At 38.4% G+C, this 15793-nt stretch carries 12 protein-coding genes, 1 tRNA gene and 1 pseudogene; 8 read left to right on the forward strand and 6 right to left on the reverse strand.

Going from position 1 to position 15793, the window contains the following annotated elements:
* The first annotated feature begins 58 nt into the window (after nucleotides 1–58).
* Nucleotides 59–307: a hypothetical protein gene (locus ACYVHJ_RS03085; protein WP_460512457.1), complete on the forward strand. Its 249-nt coding sequence runs from the start codon at nucleotides 59–61 to the stop codon at nucleotides 305–307.
* A 7-nt stretch (nucleotides 308–314) separates the two neighbouring features.
* Here ACYVHJ_RS03085 and thrC read toward each other — a convergent pair whose 3' ends face one another.
* From thrC to ACYVHJ_RS03110, 5 genes are all read right to left on the reverse strand, one after another.
* Nucleotides 315–1607: a PALP domain-containing protein gene (gene thrC, locus ACYVHJ_RS03090; protein ID WP_460512460.1), complete on the reverse strand. Its 1293-nt coding sequence runs from the start codon at nucleotides 1605–1607 to the stop codon at nucleotides 315–317.
* Between the two features lie 25 nt (nucleotides 1608–1632).
* Nucleotides 1633–2577, reverse strand: coding sequence for a homoserine kinase (locus ACYVHJ_RS03095; RefSeq protein WP_339903163.1), 945 nt, complete (start codon nucleotides 2575–2577; stop codon nucleotides 1633–1635).
* A 1-nt stretch (nucleotide 2578) separates the two neighbouring features.
* Nucleotides 2579–5026, reverse strand: a complete 2448-nt coding sequence (thrA, locus tag ACYVHJ_RS03100; RefSeq protein ID WP_339903162.1) for a bifunctional aspartate kinase/homoserine dehydrogenase I — start codon at nucleotides 5024–5026, stop codon at nucleotides 2579–2581.
* Between the two features lie 566 nt (nucleotides 5027–5592).
* Complete coding sequence (locus tag ACYVHJ_RS03105) at nucleotides 5593–6273, reverse strand: head GIN domain-containing protein (protein ID WP_460512464.1); 681 nt, start codon at nucleotides 6271–6273, stop codon at nucleotides 5593–5595.
* 21 nt (nucleotides 6274–6294) lie between these two features.
* The gene (locus tag ACYVHJ_RS03110; protein WP_460512467.1) at nucleotides 6295–6975 is read right to left on the reverse strand and encodes a Rossmann-fold NAD(P)-binding domain-containing protein; all 681 of its coding nucleotides are present in this window, start codon (nucleotides 6973–6975) and stop codon (nucleotides 6295–6297) included.
* A gap of 85 nt (nucleotides 6976–7060) precedes the next feature.
* Here ACYVHJ_RS03110 and ACYVHJ_RS03115 point away from each other — a divergent pair, with 85 nt between their 5' ends.
* The 3 genes and pseudogenes from ACYVHJ_RS03115 to ACYVHJ_RS03125 all read left to right on the forward strand — a co-directional run bounded on the left by ACYVHJ_RS03115 (nucleotide 7061) and on the right by ACYVHJ_RS03125 (nucleotide 9271).
* Nucleotides 7061–7945, forward strand: coding sequence for a mechanosensitive ion channel family protein (locus ACYVHJ_RS03115; protein ID WP_460512469.1), 885 nt, complete (start codon nucleotides 7061–7063; stop codon nucleotides 7943–7945).
* Nucleotides 7932–8267: pseudogene (locus ACYVHJ_RS03120) on the forward strand (MGMT family protein). The gene ACYVHJ_RS03115 and the pseudogene ACYVHJ_RS03120 overlap by 14 nt, the downstream one beginning before the upstream one ends.
* Nucleotides 8268–8560: 293 nt before the next feature.
* Nucleotides 8561–9271: a sugar transferase gene (locus ACYVHJ_RS03125; RefSeq protein WP_460512472.1), complete on the forward strand. Its 711-nt coding sequence runs from the start codon at nucleotides 8561–8563 to the stop codon at nucleotides 9269–9271.
* A 110-nt stretch (nucleotides 9272–9381) separates the two neighbouring features.
* On the opposite strand, the gene ACYVHJ_RS03130 is transcribed toward ACYVHJ_RS03125, so the two are convergent.
* Nucleotides 9382–10851 carry a sodium:solute symporter gene (locus tag ACYVHJ_RS03130; protein ID WP_460512474.1) on the reverse strand — a complete coding sequence of 490 codons (1470 nt, stop codon included), beginning with the start codon at nucleotides 10849–10851 and terminating at the stop codon, nucleotides 9382–9384.
* A gap of 53 nt (nucleotides 10852–10904) precedes the next feature.
* Here ACYVHJ_RS03130 and ACYVHJ_RS03135 point away from each other — a divergent pair, with 53 nt between their 5' ends.
* The 4 genes from ACYVHJ_RS03135 (at nucleotide 10905) to ACYVHJ_RS03150 (ending at nucleotide 15753) form a co-directional block, all read left to right on the forward strand.
* Nucleotides 10905–11192, forward strand: coding sequence for an ATP-dependent Clp protease adaptor ClpS (locus ACYVHJ_RS03135; protein ID WP_339903680.1), 288 nt, complete (start codon nucleotides 10905–10907; stop codon nucleotides 11190–11192).
* Between the two features lie 12 nt (nucleotides 11193–11204).
* Nucleotides 11205–11825, forward strand: a complete 621-nt coding sequence (gene recR / locus ACYVHJ_RS03140; RefSeq protein WP_460512477.1) for a recombination mediator RecR — start codon at nucleotides 11205–11207, stop codon at nucleotides 11823–11825.
* Nucleotides 11826–11867: 42 nt separating this feature from the next.
* A tRNA-Ala gene (locus tag ACYVHJ_RS03145) sits at nucleotides 11868–11941 on the forward strand.
* Between the two features lie 236 nt (nucleotides 11942–12177).
* Nucleotides 12178–15753, forward strand: a complete 3576-nt coding sequence (locus ACYVHJ_RS03150) for a T9SS type A sorting domain-containing protein (protein ID WP_460512479.1) — start codon at nucleotides 12178–12180, stop codon at nucleotides 15751–15753.
* The last annotated feature ends 40 nt before the right edge of the window (nucleotides 15754–15793 follow it).

Here is a 15793-nt window from a genome sequence, read left to right on the forward strand (position 1 = left end):
TGCAACACTCATCACGAATTCTATTACATAATCCGGGTTAAAAAGCAACCTTCAATTCATGAAAAACATCAACCATTTGGCTTATTTCTATGATATGAGCAGCTATGACAAACTATTATCAACTTTAGACAATAAGGGCTCAATGCTATTTTTCTCAAGTAACCCCCTATTGGGTATAAAAGGATTGATTCGCAGGTTAAGACAAAAACCGGCACTTCCTAAAAAAACCAGGGTATCGAGTGATCATCATATTCCTTTATATCCTTATCAAAGAAAGAAAGGCGAATTCCAAAAATATTTTGATTAGGTAATTTTTAGCCGAGTAAATACTTTTTAAACTGCTCGTAATCGTTTTCCATAACGGTAACCTTTTTCTCCCCTTGCATAAATGCAGCTAACCTTTCAGGCAAAACCAATACTTCTCCGAGAGCATCTTCCACCGTACTTCTAAATTTTCCCGGATGTGCGGTTTCCAAAAATACTCCTTGATAGTTACCCGGCTGCTTGTCCATGAAGGCTTTTAGTCCAAGGTAAGCAACAGCTCCATGCGGATCCATGGTATAACCTGTTTCAGTTTTCACCTTTACCATGGCTTCGTTTGTGCTTTCATCACTGTAGAAACAACCTTGCACCTTTTCCTTTAATTTTTCTTCATCTCCTCCAAACAAAGCCAACAGCCTGTAAAAATTACTTGGGTTCCCTACATCCATACTATTACTAATGGTTTGGATAGAAGGTTTGGGAGTAAATTCCTGTCCACTCAAATAATCAGGCACCACTTTATTCACATTGGTTGCTGCAATAAACATATCAATCGGTAACCCCATTCTTTCCGCCAATATACCTGCTGCTAAATTACCAAAATTGCCACTAGGCACGGAAAAAACAAGCTTCTTGCTCCCCTTAGGCAATTTAGAATACGCATAAAAGTAATACAGGCATTGAGGAATCCACCTTGCTATATTGATGGAGTTTGCAGAAGTTAATAACAATTGGCTGTTTAATTCAGGATCCAAGAAAGCCTCTTTTACCATTTTTTGGCAATCGTCAAAAACACCTTTTATTTCAATGGCGTGAATATTTTTACCTAGGGTAGTAAATTGCTTTTCTTGGAGCTCACTTACCTTACCGGACGGGTACAGGATTACAACTTCCACGCCTTCCACACCTAAGAAACCATTGGCCACAGCACTACCTGTATCACCGGAAGTGGCTACCAGCACCTTGATTGCTCCCTTATCCTGAAGCATGCTCATCAATTTAGAACAAAACCTTGCGCCAAAATCCTTAAAAGCCAGAGTGGGTCCATGGAAGAGTTCTAGGGTAAACACATCCTGCTCTACCGGCACTACGGGTGCATCAAAATCCAAAGTATGGTCCACCAAGGTTTTGATTTGCTCTTGGGACAAATCTTCCGAGAACAATGCTGAAATGACCTTATAACCAATCTCCTTAAAAGAAAGCTTGTGTATGTTGGAAAAAAAATCCAAACCTAAAACTGGAATTTTTTCAGGCATATACAATCCCTGATCAGGCGCCAGCCCCTTTATAACAGCTTCTTTTAAATCTACCTTGTGATTCGGATTATTGGTACTATAATATTTCATTAGAAAGTGACAGGTTTGTCAGGAATTAAATTTCTTCTTCTACAATATAAGCTCCTCTGGTATTGATAGCGGAAACATATAGGTCTATGGGCAATTGCAATTTATCAAATACTTGTTGGGAAAGCCTGCTTACTTCCCAGGCAATTTCCTCGGTTGGAGACAAAACAAATATTGTAGGCCCAGAACCTGAAATACCACAGCCCAAAGCACCTGCCGGAACAATACCCTCCTTAACTTCGTCATATCCTGGGATTAAAATAGACCTGGAAGGTTCTGCAATTACATCATTCAGCGAGCGGCTGATTAAGGCCATGTCTTCTTGAAACAAGCCTGCCACTAGACCGGCGATATTACCCGATTGAGTAGTAGCATCTTGCAAAGTCACGTTTCTTCTTAAAACACTTCTTGAATCAGAGGTGTTCAATTCCAAATGAGGGTGAATCAAAGTACAATAAAGCCCTCTAGGTACATTTAATGGAATTACATCCAAAGGTTTGTATTCACGAATCAATACAAACCCACCCAATAGAGAAGGGGAAATATTGTCTGCATGCCCTGCGCCACAGGCGATCCTTTCAGACTCAATACCGAATGGCAATAGGTCCTTTTTTTCATAGGGATTTCCTAGTAACGTATTGGTGGCAACTAAGGCAGCAACAGCACTTGCCGCACTAGACCCCATCCCGCTGCCTAAAGGCAAACCTTTATACAATTCTATTTCTAAACCACCTTCAAAACCAAGGTTGTCAACCATTGCTTTGACAGCAACACTACAGGTGTTTTTTTCTGATTCATAAGGTAATTTCCCATTGTCACCTTCAATTTTAATCACTCGGATTCCCGGTTGATCAGAAAGCGAAACACTTACTTTGTCTCCTAAATCTTCTATTGCAAAACCTAATATATCAAATCCGCAAGAAACATTGGCTACAGTAGCAGGTGCAAATGCAGTAACTTTTTGCTTGTCCATATTATCTTGAATAATTACCTAACCTAATAATATCTGCAAAAACGCCTGCTGCGGTCACATCTGCTCCTGCACCAGGGCCTCTTATGATCATCGGAAACTCGTGATACCTTTCTGTTGTAAACAAAATCATATTATCACTCCCCTCCAAAGAATAAAAAGGATGCTTTTTGTCCACAGATTTTAATCCAACTTCAGCCTTTCCGTTCTCTAATACAGCCATAAACCTAAGGGTTTCTTCTTTTTCCCTGGCTTCAGCTACCAAACTCGAGAAGTGGGGATCATGCGCTTTTAGCTTGTCCAAAAATTCTTCTACTGATTCTATTTCTTGACAGTCCTCAGGAACCATACTCTGAATACTCACATCAGAAAAATGTAAATCCTGTTCCGCTTCTCTACCAAGGATTAGAATTTTTCTTGCAACATCCATCCCACTAAGGTCATCTCTAGGATCTGGTTCCGTAAACCCTTTTTCCTTTGCTTGTGTCACCACTTCACTAAATGGAGTACCTTTACTTAACTCACTGAAAATATAATTCATTGATCCACTTAGCACTCCTTCTATTTTAATCACCTTGTCTCCACTTAATATAAGGTCTTGTAAAGTGCTAATAACGGGCAATCCGGCTGCCACATTGGTTTCATAAAGAAACTTAATATTTCTTTGGCCTGAAAGTTTCTTTAAAGACTTATAATTCTCTAATGAACTTGAATTGGCTTTTTTATTTGGAGTTACAATCGCCACCTTAGAAGCCAGTACTCGCTCATAAGTATCTGCCACATCTTGGCTTGCAGTACAGTCTACCAATACAGAATTGGAGAAGTTCATACTGTTCATTGTATTTAGAAATACGGTAAGGTCCATTGGCAGGTCTTCACTGGATGGAACAGGGATAGTACTTAGATCAAAACCATCTTCGTCAAAAGCCATGAAGCGAGAATTGGCAAGTCCATGAATCTTGATATCCAGCATATAATCTTCTTGTAATTTATTCAATTGATTTTGGATCATTGAAATCAATGTCTTCCCAATAAGGCCAACTCCAATAAGGAAAACATGCAATACTTTATTGTCTGAAAGAAAAAAGGCCTCATGCAATGCATTCAATCCTTTTTGAAGATCAGACTGTTTGATTACCGCCGAGATATTTAACTCTGAACTTCCTTGCGCCACTGCCGAAACATTGATATTGTTTCTTCCAAGGGCTTGAAAAAGCCTCCCGCTTGCTCCGGGGTGGTGTTTCATGTTTTCACCTACCACAGCAATTACAGACATGTTCGGCATTATTTGAACCTTATCCATTTCCCCGGCAAGAATTTCATAATGAAACTCATTTTCCAATACTTCTCGGGCAAGGTCAGAGTTTTCACTTTTTATTGCAATACAGATACTATGTTCTGAAGATGCCTGGCTAATTAAAACCACATTGATATCCGCTTTTGCCAATGTGCCAAATACCCTACTACTTACACCAATTACATCTACCAAGCCTGATCCTTGGACGTTTAGAAGGCTGATATGATTTAAGGAGGAGATCCCTTTTATCAATTTGGTGTTTTCAGATTTTTCACAAATAAGGGTACCTTCCTTCTCCGGCTGGAAAGTGTTTTTAATATGAATAGGAATCTTCCTTCTCATCGCCGGTTGCATGGTTGCCGGAAAAACAACTTTGGCACCGAAGTGAGAAAGTTCCATTGCCTCATTATAACTCAATTGAGGAATGGTGATGGCGGAATAAACCAACCTTGGGTCTGCAGTCATTACTCCAGTAACATCAGTCCAAATTTCCAAGCTTTCCGCTTTCAGTGCAGCGGCAAAAATGGCTGCGGTATAATCAGATCCGCTTCTACCAATAGTAGTAGTTTCTCCCTTATCTGTAGAAGCTACAAAGCCCGTAACAACAAGAACTCCCGGATTTTTGCTATAATAGTCATAAATCAATTGATTGGTAGTAGGAAAGTTAACCTTTGCATTTCCAAACCGATCATTGGTTCTGATAACCTCTCGAGCATCTAAATAATGCGTGTCTATTTCATTTTCACGCAAGGCTTCGGACATCACATAGGTGGAAATCCGCTCACCAAAACTAACGACGTAATCGGACGTTCTGGGAGAAAACTCTTTTATTAAGAAAATACCATTAAACAAATCTTCTAACTCATTGAACCTGACCTTAACAAAAGTTAGTACAACAGACTGTTTCCTAACAGGTATTAATTCTTTGACAAGCTGAAGATGGCGCTTTTCCAAGGAGAGTAAAAGGGCTTGGTAGGCCATGTCATTTTCTTTGGCAAGATCTGCACATTTTAATAGGTCTTCAGTAACTCCACCAAAAGCTGAAAAGACGACTGCTATCTGATCATCTGTGGATGCTTGCTTTACGATAGAAAGAACATTCTTAATTCTTTCCAAATTTGCGATGGATGAACCTCCAAATTTTAATATTTTCATTGCTATTCTTTATCAGTTAAAACGGTTAACAGAAGCCTGTGAAAGGCCTCCTTTGTCGGGGGCAATATGTAGGAAAGTACGGGATTACCCCGTAATGCCTGTAGTTGTGGTGGTATTGCCACTAAAAAATAGACTGCAGTTGATTGACCGAAAAGATTCGGCGAATGAAATTTCTTGAATTTTGTTTACTGCGAAAACCATGATTGATCGTTTGAAGGGACAATTCTAATGACAAATTTTATATATCACAAGTTTTTTAGATTAGAAATCCCTTATTAAATAAAGATTAAAAAACTGAATACCACCCTAACAAGTTCCTTCAAGACATTTATCAAGGAATTAATTAGGTCTGGAATTAGTCATATATTATCAAAAACACTCGATAAATTCATCTAGGCTAGTGTAAAGCACCAGAAAAGCAAAGACTTGAATGTTTCTTTAAACCGAATTACCAATAACAAAGCAAAACAACCTTTTCAAAATCGGTAATGGATAGGTTTTCCGAGATTGGCATTGAAAAATAGCAATAAAAAGGAGGAGCTATTTTTCAATATCAAATCCAAATATTAAAGTTTCTCGATGGAACCACCAATACTTTCTTTGACATCAATGATATTCGGCTCTCCTTTATAATTTATTCTACCCCTGGTAGCTGCTGTTCCTTTGAGAGATTCTTTCACCTCAAATACACCACTTGCATTTGTATTTGTTCTAATCTCTGCATGATCAACTACCAACTCTTCTCCATCAATTTCTGCATTTGTAAATGCGTTATAGTCAAGGTTAACAGCAGCTCCTTTGACAAACATCTTGGCGTTGGTTTCTGCTTCCAACATCAAATTTTCTGCTTTCACTTCAATTTCAAGGTAGCCATTGCTGGCAACTGTAAGGTTTATGTCTTTATTTTCGATTGGTTCTTTTACAAAAACCTTTGCTCCTGAAGACACTTCTATTTCGCTTATTTGAAGATAAGTAACTACAACTTTGACAGCACTTGACTTGGGTTTACTTCCATCCACTTCTAGTTGTAATCGTCTTTTATCTACTTCAGAAATGATTTGATCAAGACCTATTCCCGAAGCTGTGATAGTAATTTCTTGCTTTTCCCCTTTTTGGAGCTCAACCTCTATGGCATCGCTTACATCCAATTGATCAAAAGCACTGAGCGTTCTTGTTTCTGTGTTGGTTTGTGCCTGAACTCCGATAAAGGCCAATACCATCAGTAAGGATAAAATAGTCGTTTTCATAATTCAATTTTTTTTAGATAATCAAATGACGCCACCGTATAACTTAAAGGTCATGTTCCTTAAAGCGGCATTGGTGGCTGCATAATGCATGGCTTCTGCAATTTCATAAGGTTTCACCCAGTTTGTAAAATCCGAATCGGGCATTGATGCTCTATTTTGAGGTGTATCAATTATACTTGGGACAAAAACATGAGATCTGATTTTTGAATCGGCAGTTTCATTGGCTATAAAATCTGCCAAATTCATCACCATACTTTTACTCAAAGCATATGCCAAAACATCTTTTCCTTCGGCATGATTTAACGCTGGTTTCGCCCCTACAAATAAGAAGGTTCCATTGTTGGACTTTTTCATTAACGGTAAAAAATGTTTCACCATATTGAATGCGCTGAAAAAATTCAGTTGAAACATATCTTCCATGTCTTTGCTGGAAGTTTGCTCAATGCTCCCCATAGCAAATCCTCCTACCAATAAAGCCATGCATTCCAGGCTCCCGTACTGCATTTGGTACTCCCTACTAAAATCTTTAACAGACTGTTCATCGGTCACATCTACCTGGTAGACATCATCAGCCTCTTCTACTTCCTGATCACTTCCCGGAATAGTAATAGCAATAACTTTAAAGCCCTCTCTTTTAAATTTATTCACTACAGCACTCCCCAAATTGCCGGCACTTCCCGTGATGATTATATTTCTATTCATGTGATTATTTTGTTTGGTTTTTATGCGGTATTTTTGTCCGAATAGTGGATAAAACATAAAAGTAAGCTTTATTTTTAAAATAATAATGGAAACTGAAAAAAGCAGTATAGAGGTAAATGAGCGTAGAAAGCGGATTATATTTGTTTTGAAGGTGCTTGCTTACTTTGCTTTTCTGGTATTACAAGAAACAATAGAACCTAGCAAAAACTTATTGTACTCCCGGATTTACAATATAGCAGATGCCCTGACTTTTCTGCTCGCCGGAAACATCCTTGTTTCTCTTGGTAGAATATTCTTGGTAAGGTTCTATTTGAGAAAAACCAAAACAAGCTCCCTTCATAATAATTTTGTTTTGGGAATCAATAGAATTGCTCGCCTGCTAAATGTGATCATCTTATTGATTGCTACGATGATATTTTTTGAAATCGATCCCAAAGAATTTCTATCAAGCATCACTATAGTAGCTGCAGCCATAGCCTTATTATCCAGAGATTATATTATCAATATGCTCAATGGATTGATAATCATGTTTTCTGATCAAATCACTCTAGGTGATTACATAAGTGTAGGTGAACATCAAGGGCGGATCAAAGACATTACCTTATTGAATGTTGTGCTGCTAAATGAAGATCATGATTTGGTAATGATACCCAATAGCCTAATGCTCACAGCCAATGTAGTGAATTACAGTAGGCAAAACATTAGGAAATTAACCTTCGATTTCGAAACCACCAACCATTCATCGTTGAATGTGGACGAAATGGAAAGAAAACTAAGGTCAATCATAGAACCCTATAACAAGGAAGTAGTTAGTGAAAGTCTTTCTCTCAAAACGATGAGTATTCTTAAGGATATTGTAAAAATGAAACTACAAGTTCAACTTAATAACCGGTCCAAAGAATCTGAAAGAAAAATTCGGCGCATTATCAATCAATCCATCATAAAGATCTCCGGTGATGAAATCAAATGACAACTTTTTCGCACAAGTATACCAGGTTGTAAAACTTATACCATTGGGTAAAGTTACCACTTATGGCGCCATCGCTTCTTACCTTGGTAGCAAAGGCAGCGCACGGATGGTTGGATGAGCAATGAATGCTTCTCACGGCATGAAAGATCTTCCGGCCCATAGGGTGGTGAACAGAAATGGCCTCCTTACAGGAAAAAACCATTTTTCTTCTCCAAACTTGATGCAAGCCCTTTTGGAAAAAGAGGGAGTAACAGTTGAGAACAACACCATTATTAATTTTGAAAACTTTTTTTGGGATCCTGCCAAAGCCTTGGAACTATAATTGGACTAAAGGTATTTACTGTATCGTACACAAAACAATATTTAGTCTATAAAACTACTCTCTACTTGAATACACTTTTCATAAAAAATTAGACTTTTTATTACCAAAAAATTAACAATACATTAATTTCACTAATAAAATTCAACAAAACCTCCCATTTACTAGGTGATTAAAAACCTTTATTTTAGATTTGAAATACAATTATCAAAATACCAAATGTTTTAAGCAACTATTATGGCACGATAATGGTTAATTGAAACATCAGCTTTTGAATAGCGAAATTTAAATATTTTATGTCCACAACAATCACTGAAAGAAAACCTGCTACCTCTAGGAGGAAGCACACATCTAGACCAACCACATCAAGGGGACAATATTTAAAAAAAATCCCTGTTGCAATTTTTAATGAATCTCAACAACTACTAAAAAGAACTTTTGATGTTACGTTGAGTTTATTATTGACGGTTGTAATTTTTTCGTGGCTATTTCCTTTAATTGGTTTATTAATTAAACTAAACTCATCAGGGCCTGTTTTTTTCCAACAATTGAGACATGGGAAAGACAATGTTCCTTTTTATTGTTATAAATTCAGGACTATGTATATCAATGATCAGGCAGACACCAAGCAGGCGACTAAAGATGACCCTAGAATTACTTGGATAGGAAAGTTTTTAAGAAAAACCAGTTTAGATGAACTACCACAATTTTTCAATGTAATCAGAGGTGAGATGTCTATTGTAGGTCCGCGTCCCCATGCCATGCCCATGAATTATAAATTTTCAGCAGAAATTGACAATTTTATGTTTCGCCATACCGTCAAACCGGGCATTACAGGATTGGCACAGGCAAAAGGATTTAGAGGTGAAACAAAAGATTTTTACGACATCTATTCAAGATGTAAGTTAGACATCTTTTATGTTAACAATTGGTCGCCAATATTGGATGTGAAAATCATTATTTGGACCATCTTTTCATTGCTTTTAAGTAAGGATGAGGTTTATTAGATTTTGGTTTATTTTTTTTTATTTTCAAGTACCTCAATTCAAGAACATCTCACGCACCCAGCTCAGCCCCCAAATAACCTATAATAAAGAAATACTGGGGATTTCCGAGATCAATCCAATTTCATTCGTTTGTGGGTTGACTTAATCCTAACCAACCATAAGCCAATAAACATTAAAAGCCCATTCAATATCAACAATTCAAAGCCAAAGGTATACCCCCAAAACCATCTTTCTGACTGAGAGGAAAGGAAAAAAGAAATCATTGGGGCCATTACTGCTAAATATGGCACCCATGCATCTTTTACTTTGTATTTGGTAAAAAGGCCAAATGAATACAGCCCTAACAATGGTCCATAAGTATAGCCTGCAATCAAGAAAACAGCATTGATAACACTTTGATCGTTTAGCCAACGAAATAACAAGATTACAAAAAACATTAAAAAGGTAAACCCAAGATGTACTGCTTTCCGGATAGACAAAGCCTTATTTTTGTCGGGATTTTTATCTATTTGAAGAAAATCATAGCAAAAAGAGGTAGTAAGTGCGGTAAGGGTAGAGTCTGCACTGCTGTAAGCTGCAGCGGTAATCCCCAATACAAAAACAATTCCGGCAAAAGTTGAAAAATGAGAAGTAGCCAATAATGGGTACAAGTCATCTGTTCGTTCAGGGATAGCGATTTGATTGGCTTCGGCATACATGTATAACAGTACTCCTAAGGCCAAAAAGATCAGGTTTACCAAGACCAAAATATTGGTAAACCAAAACATATTTTTCTGGGCATCCTTTAAGTTTCTACATGTAAGGTTTTTTTGCATCATATCCTGATCCAATCCGGTCATCACAATGACAATAAACATCCCCGAAAAAAACTGCTTGAAAAAATTAGTCCCGCTTTTCCAATCCCAGTTAAAAATTTTCGAATGGGGCTGTTCAGCTACCTTGATCATCAAATCACCTACGTCAGCGATGCTAAGTTCTTTTGATACCAAAACAATACTAACCAATACTGCCAAAAGCATAAAGAACGTTTGCAGAGTATCTGTCCATACCACAGTTTTAATCCCCCCTCTAAAAGTATACAACCAAATAAGAGTGACCGTAATTAAAACAGAAACCCAGAAAGGAATCCCCCAATGATCAAATAAAATTATTTGCAAAACCCCTGCCACCAAAAATACCCTAATGGATGAACCTAAAGTGCGAGAAAGAATGAAAAAGAAGGCTCCGGTTTTATAGGACCAAAATCCAAACCTACCTTCAAGGTATGCGTATATTGAGACTAAATTAAACTTGTAATATAGAGGAAGGAGCACTTTAGCGATTACTGCATAACCTACAGTATAACCTAACACCAATTGAAAATAATAGAAATTACTATTGCCTACTTCTCCGGGAACTGAAATAAAAGTGACACCTGATAGCGAGGCACCGATCATCCCGAAAGCCACCAAAAACCAAGGTGATTTTCTATCACCCGTAAAAAAAGTGTCGGACGTTAAATCCCTTGAAGTAAGCCAAGAAATAAGGAACAACAGTAAAAAATAAAATGTTATTACAATCAATACAAGATTTGAATCCATAATGCTTTCCGCTAAAGGGCAATAAAATTGGGATTAATTATTAACTTTGCAAAATGAAACCTTTAGAACATTTATTTGAATCCGAAGAAGAATTACTAGTAGAAGAACTTGTAGACAAGGAAGAACATGATTTGGTGGTTTTCAACGATGATATCAACACTTTTGATCATGTCTCCAAGGTTTTAATTAAAGTTTGTAAGCATTCACAGGAGCAGGCGGAACAATGTACGATGATCATACATTATAAAGGAAAATGCTCTGTTAAAAAAGGAAGTGTGAGTAAACTTAAACCAATGTGTGAATCCATTCTTGAAGCAGGCATTCAGGCAACAATTGTTTAAATCAAACGCTAATTGAACTTTCCTTCCAAATTAATTGAAGATGCTGTAACAGAGATAAGTCGACTTCCCGGCATTGGAAAAAAAACAGCCTTACGACTTACCTTACACTTGCTCAAACAAAAAGAACCTGTAACCATCTCGCTTACAGACTCATTAATAAACCTTCGCAAAAATATTCAGTATTGCGAAATTTGTCACAATATTTCCGATAGTACCATATGCAGCATTTGCAATGGAAATAAAAGGGATAAAAGTGTAATCTGCGTAGTGGAAGACCTCCCTGATGTATTGGCCATAGAAAACACCAACCAATACACAGGGCTCTACCATGTTTTGGGAGGTGTGATTTCCCCTATTCAAGGAATCGGACCTGAAGAACTAAAAATTGAATCTCTCATTAAACGCATTGATTCTCCAACAAGTGAAATCCCTGTCAATGAAATAATATTGGCTCTTCCTGCTACCATGGAGGGTGACACTACTTCCTTTTTTATCACCAGGAAATTAAAAGATAAAAACATAAAAGTATCTTCTATCGCCAGAGGCATCCCAGTAGGGAGCGAATTAGAGTATACAGATGAAATTACGCTAGGCAGAAGTATTCTGACGCGTATAAAATATTCCACAGAATAATTTGATGATTTAAAATACCTATCTATATTTGCACTCCATTTCGGGGGATTAGCTCAGTTGGCTAGAGCGCTACACTGGCAGTGTAGAGGTCATCGGTTCGAATCCGTTATCCTCCACTTTTGGTTTCCAACCAAGGTTGGAAACCTTTTTTTTTTAAAATAAGGAATTTTTTTTGCTCTTTATATTGTTATATTTATAAATTGCCGTATCATTTTAAATTGGAAGAATATCACATTTTTATCTATTAAATATCTTGGTGTTTTTTATTGCTTAATTACACTATTAAATCACCAGATTACCCAATAAGAGTAATTTTTAAAAGCCCAGTTTAATGGAAATAAACTATTAAATTATGTCATTTCACTTTACCAAAAGTTCTATCCTTATTTTTATTTTCTTTTTTTCAAATTTTACGCTTTACGCGCAAGAAGAAAAACAAAAGATTGAAGGATCCATCAGCTCGAGTTCAAGTGCCTCTCCATCCGGTGAAGAAAAAGCAGTAGATGGAATGCTTAACACTTCTTGGTTGTCAACACATCCCTTCCCTACGAATTTTTATAAGAATGACTACCAAAACCTGCTTCTTCAATCTGGCCGTATTCAAAGTAGTAATATAGACCCGGAAACAATCAATTCCTTCCAACCAAACAATACCAACTCGGCAGAGGCCTTTATAGATTTCTCTACGCCGACAAGCATCTATTTATTAGGATTAAAACTTAATAACTTGCAAGAAAAGGTAAACATCTCATTTTTAGACAGCACGGGAGTTATTGCCGTAAAAGAATACTTGCCGGAACAGCAATACCATAACATTAGGTTTGAAGTCAACCTTCAAAATATTGTAAAAATAAAATTTAATAGCATTTCCGCATTTTCCATTGGTAACATCGCGGTTTTGGAAAGCAGCCCCAAAGAATACATCACTTTGGATTTAGGAGACAGTTATCTGGTCAGTGAAGTAAAAACGAAACATTGGTCGGGAAATAATAATTCGCTTTCAACACAACTATTGGCGGGAAACCATTTGGATAGCTTGGTGCAAGTTGCACAATTGCAGCCAAATGAAGCGGCCTATATCAGCACTATATTCCCCGAAGCCATAGAAGCCAGGTATCTCCGAATTGAACACCAGGTTGTCCCTCAAGATTATAAGAAAGTTACAGTTTTTGAATTTGAAGCCTATGGGGACAGTCTTGTCAGTGAAATTCCAATTGACCCTGAGCCGGAACCTGAAATCACTTGGGACCCGGATGCAGGATTGTATGATGCCTTGTCAAAAAATGCAACTGTAACTGCCAGCTCTTCTGCCAATATTTCTCAGAATGCTCCGGAAGCGGTAATAGATGACAACAATGCAACCGCATGGCTATCTACCAACCCCCTGCCAGATGGCTATGTTAGCAATGAGCGGCAAAACATTTTCTTGAATAAAGTAGGTGTAGCCTCCAATGGTGCAGCTATGGAAAATGCTACAGATGGAAGCCTTGGGAATAGCACCCCTTCCATAACACCTATTGGTGGTGAAGCCGGCTTTACTTTAGATTTAGCCCCGGTTTCAATACATAGGCTAGGCTTGCGATTGGTAAACAACCATACAGAACCTGTAAACATCCAAGTGATCAATCAACAGGGCGATACTCTTCGGACAACCTATAGCACCAGCGATGCCGGCCATATCCGCTTCCCTATTGAAATGGAGGAAGTAACAAAGGTAAGTTTGACTTCAAGTGCAGCATTTAGCATTCAAGAATTGGCTGCCTATTCAGCCCCATTATCTGAATACATCACATTGGATCTTGGTGAAATCAAACCTGTATCGTGGATTGCTGCCAAACAATGGAACGGAAACAACACTGCCATTACTTCTAAATTATGGGTTGGCCCGGACTTGGATAGCTTGACTTTACTTGCAGAATTAGACCCCAATTCCTTAGATATTCATAATATAGAGCTTCCAGTAAATAGCCGAACCAGATATATAAGGTTAGAACAGCAATTGGTAGACATAAATTATAAAAAAGCCTCAGTTCAAGAGTTAACCGTATACGATCAATTTGGCAATTATGGCCCGCCTCCTGCTCCTAAGCCTCAGAACTCTAGTTTTGGGAAGCTCTTTGGGGTCAACACGGTATGGGCTTGGGGCACCAAGAAAGTCCCCAATCTACAAGGACCAGATGAAGGGGCTCAAAAATTTATTAGAGCAGCAAGCCAAGCAAGAAATTACCACAACATTCATTGGGATACTGCAGATCCAGACATCACCCCTTCCTATGGAGGAGAAAACCCGGATGTATTGCGCCCTTGGACACAGTGGACCAGAGAGTATCAAGACTGGATTGACAAAGGTTTCGAAGTAGATGCTACATTCACTTTTGATAGGTTCCTTGAATCTATTTGGGACCAACCCTTCTCATCAGGGTATGGACTTGGCCATGCCTTTGGCAGTGTCTTTGGCCCAAGTCATGAAAATTTAATTCGCACGGTTGAAGTAGGCAATGAGCCCTGGAGTTATAGTGACTCAACTTACAGAAAAATTCTGGAAGGAACTGCCCAGGGACTCAAAACTGCTGACCCCTTGTTAAAGGTATTACCGGCGGCTTTACAAGCATCTCACCCGGTAACCAGTACAGGACATAAAAATTATATGGGTACCAAATTACATGAAGCAGCCGCACCCTACCTTGATGGAATTAATTTACATCTGTACAGCTATTACAGAAACGATGAAGGAGCTAGGATTGCCGTTCACCCCGAACATCCTGCCTCTGAAATGAGGGCTTTATTTTCCGGCCTGCGCTTTAGAGACACCAATATGCCAGGCAAAGAAGTACATGTTACAGAATGGGGTTGGGATGCTTCCAGCGAAAATGAAGCTGCGATAAATTCCGAGGCCGTTAGTCCTATTTCACAGGCTGTATATGCTTTGAGAGGCCTTTTCTGGCTTAGCCGAATGGGGGTAGACAAAGCCCATTGGTACTTTTTTGCCAACGTAGATACCCTTGCCGGAATAGACCCCATAAATTATCAGCGATCTGGTTTAACAGAATCTTTGCACTATGATTTTAAGGAAAAGCGAGCTTTTACCGCTGCTGAAGCCATGCAAAATAGAATGGGAAATCTCTTTTTTGAAGATGTAATCAGAGAAGATGAGCATGCATATATTTACCAACTACGCAATGAAGAGGGTAACTTATCACATATCGTTGCCTGGCGTCCGGTTTCAGGGGATGATAGCTTGACGGTTAATTTCCAAATTCCAGCCGCATATCCGGCCCAAAATGCATGGTATTTGTCAGGAATATCCCCGAATGGAGAGGAGGTCGATCTTTCTTATGCAAATGGTCAACTGACGCTTCCTCTGTCCTCCAAACCTCTTTTAATTCACTTAGGGGACTCTATTCAATATACCTCAGTACCTATGGAAGGACAACTAAGGGTGATAAGAGAAGAAGATCAGGCCATTGAACTAAAGCTAAACACCTCAACACCCTTGCTTAGTGCAGAGGATATTCAATTGACCAATGGATCAGGTACGATATCAAATACAGCTATTCATTGGGTGCAAGAGTCTCCGCTACTCTGGAAGGGTGATTTAAGCGAACTTGATGCCGGTAGCTATAATGCACAAGCAATATTGGGAGAAGAACAAGTAGCGACCAATAGTGTATCCATAGACATCCCACATAAATTCACCTTGTCCCCTAACCCAACCCAAGGGAAATGTGTATTGAGGTTGGCCGAAGTATTCACCACACCGACAAAGGTATCTATTTTTAGGTTGGATGGATTGAAAATCGAAACCTTCTACCTTCAGGCACTTTATCCCGCTATGGAATTGGATCTAAGTCATTTAAGAAATGGGACTTACTTGATCAGATTAGAAAATTCGGATTTTGAGGGACAACAAAAATTTATAAAGAAGTAAGCCAAGAGATTTCTAAAATTTAACTCCTAAGCAGGCAATA

The organism is Cyclobacterium sediminis, assembly GCF_054781075.1.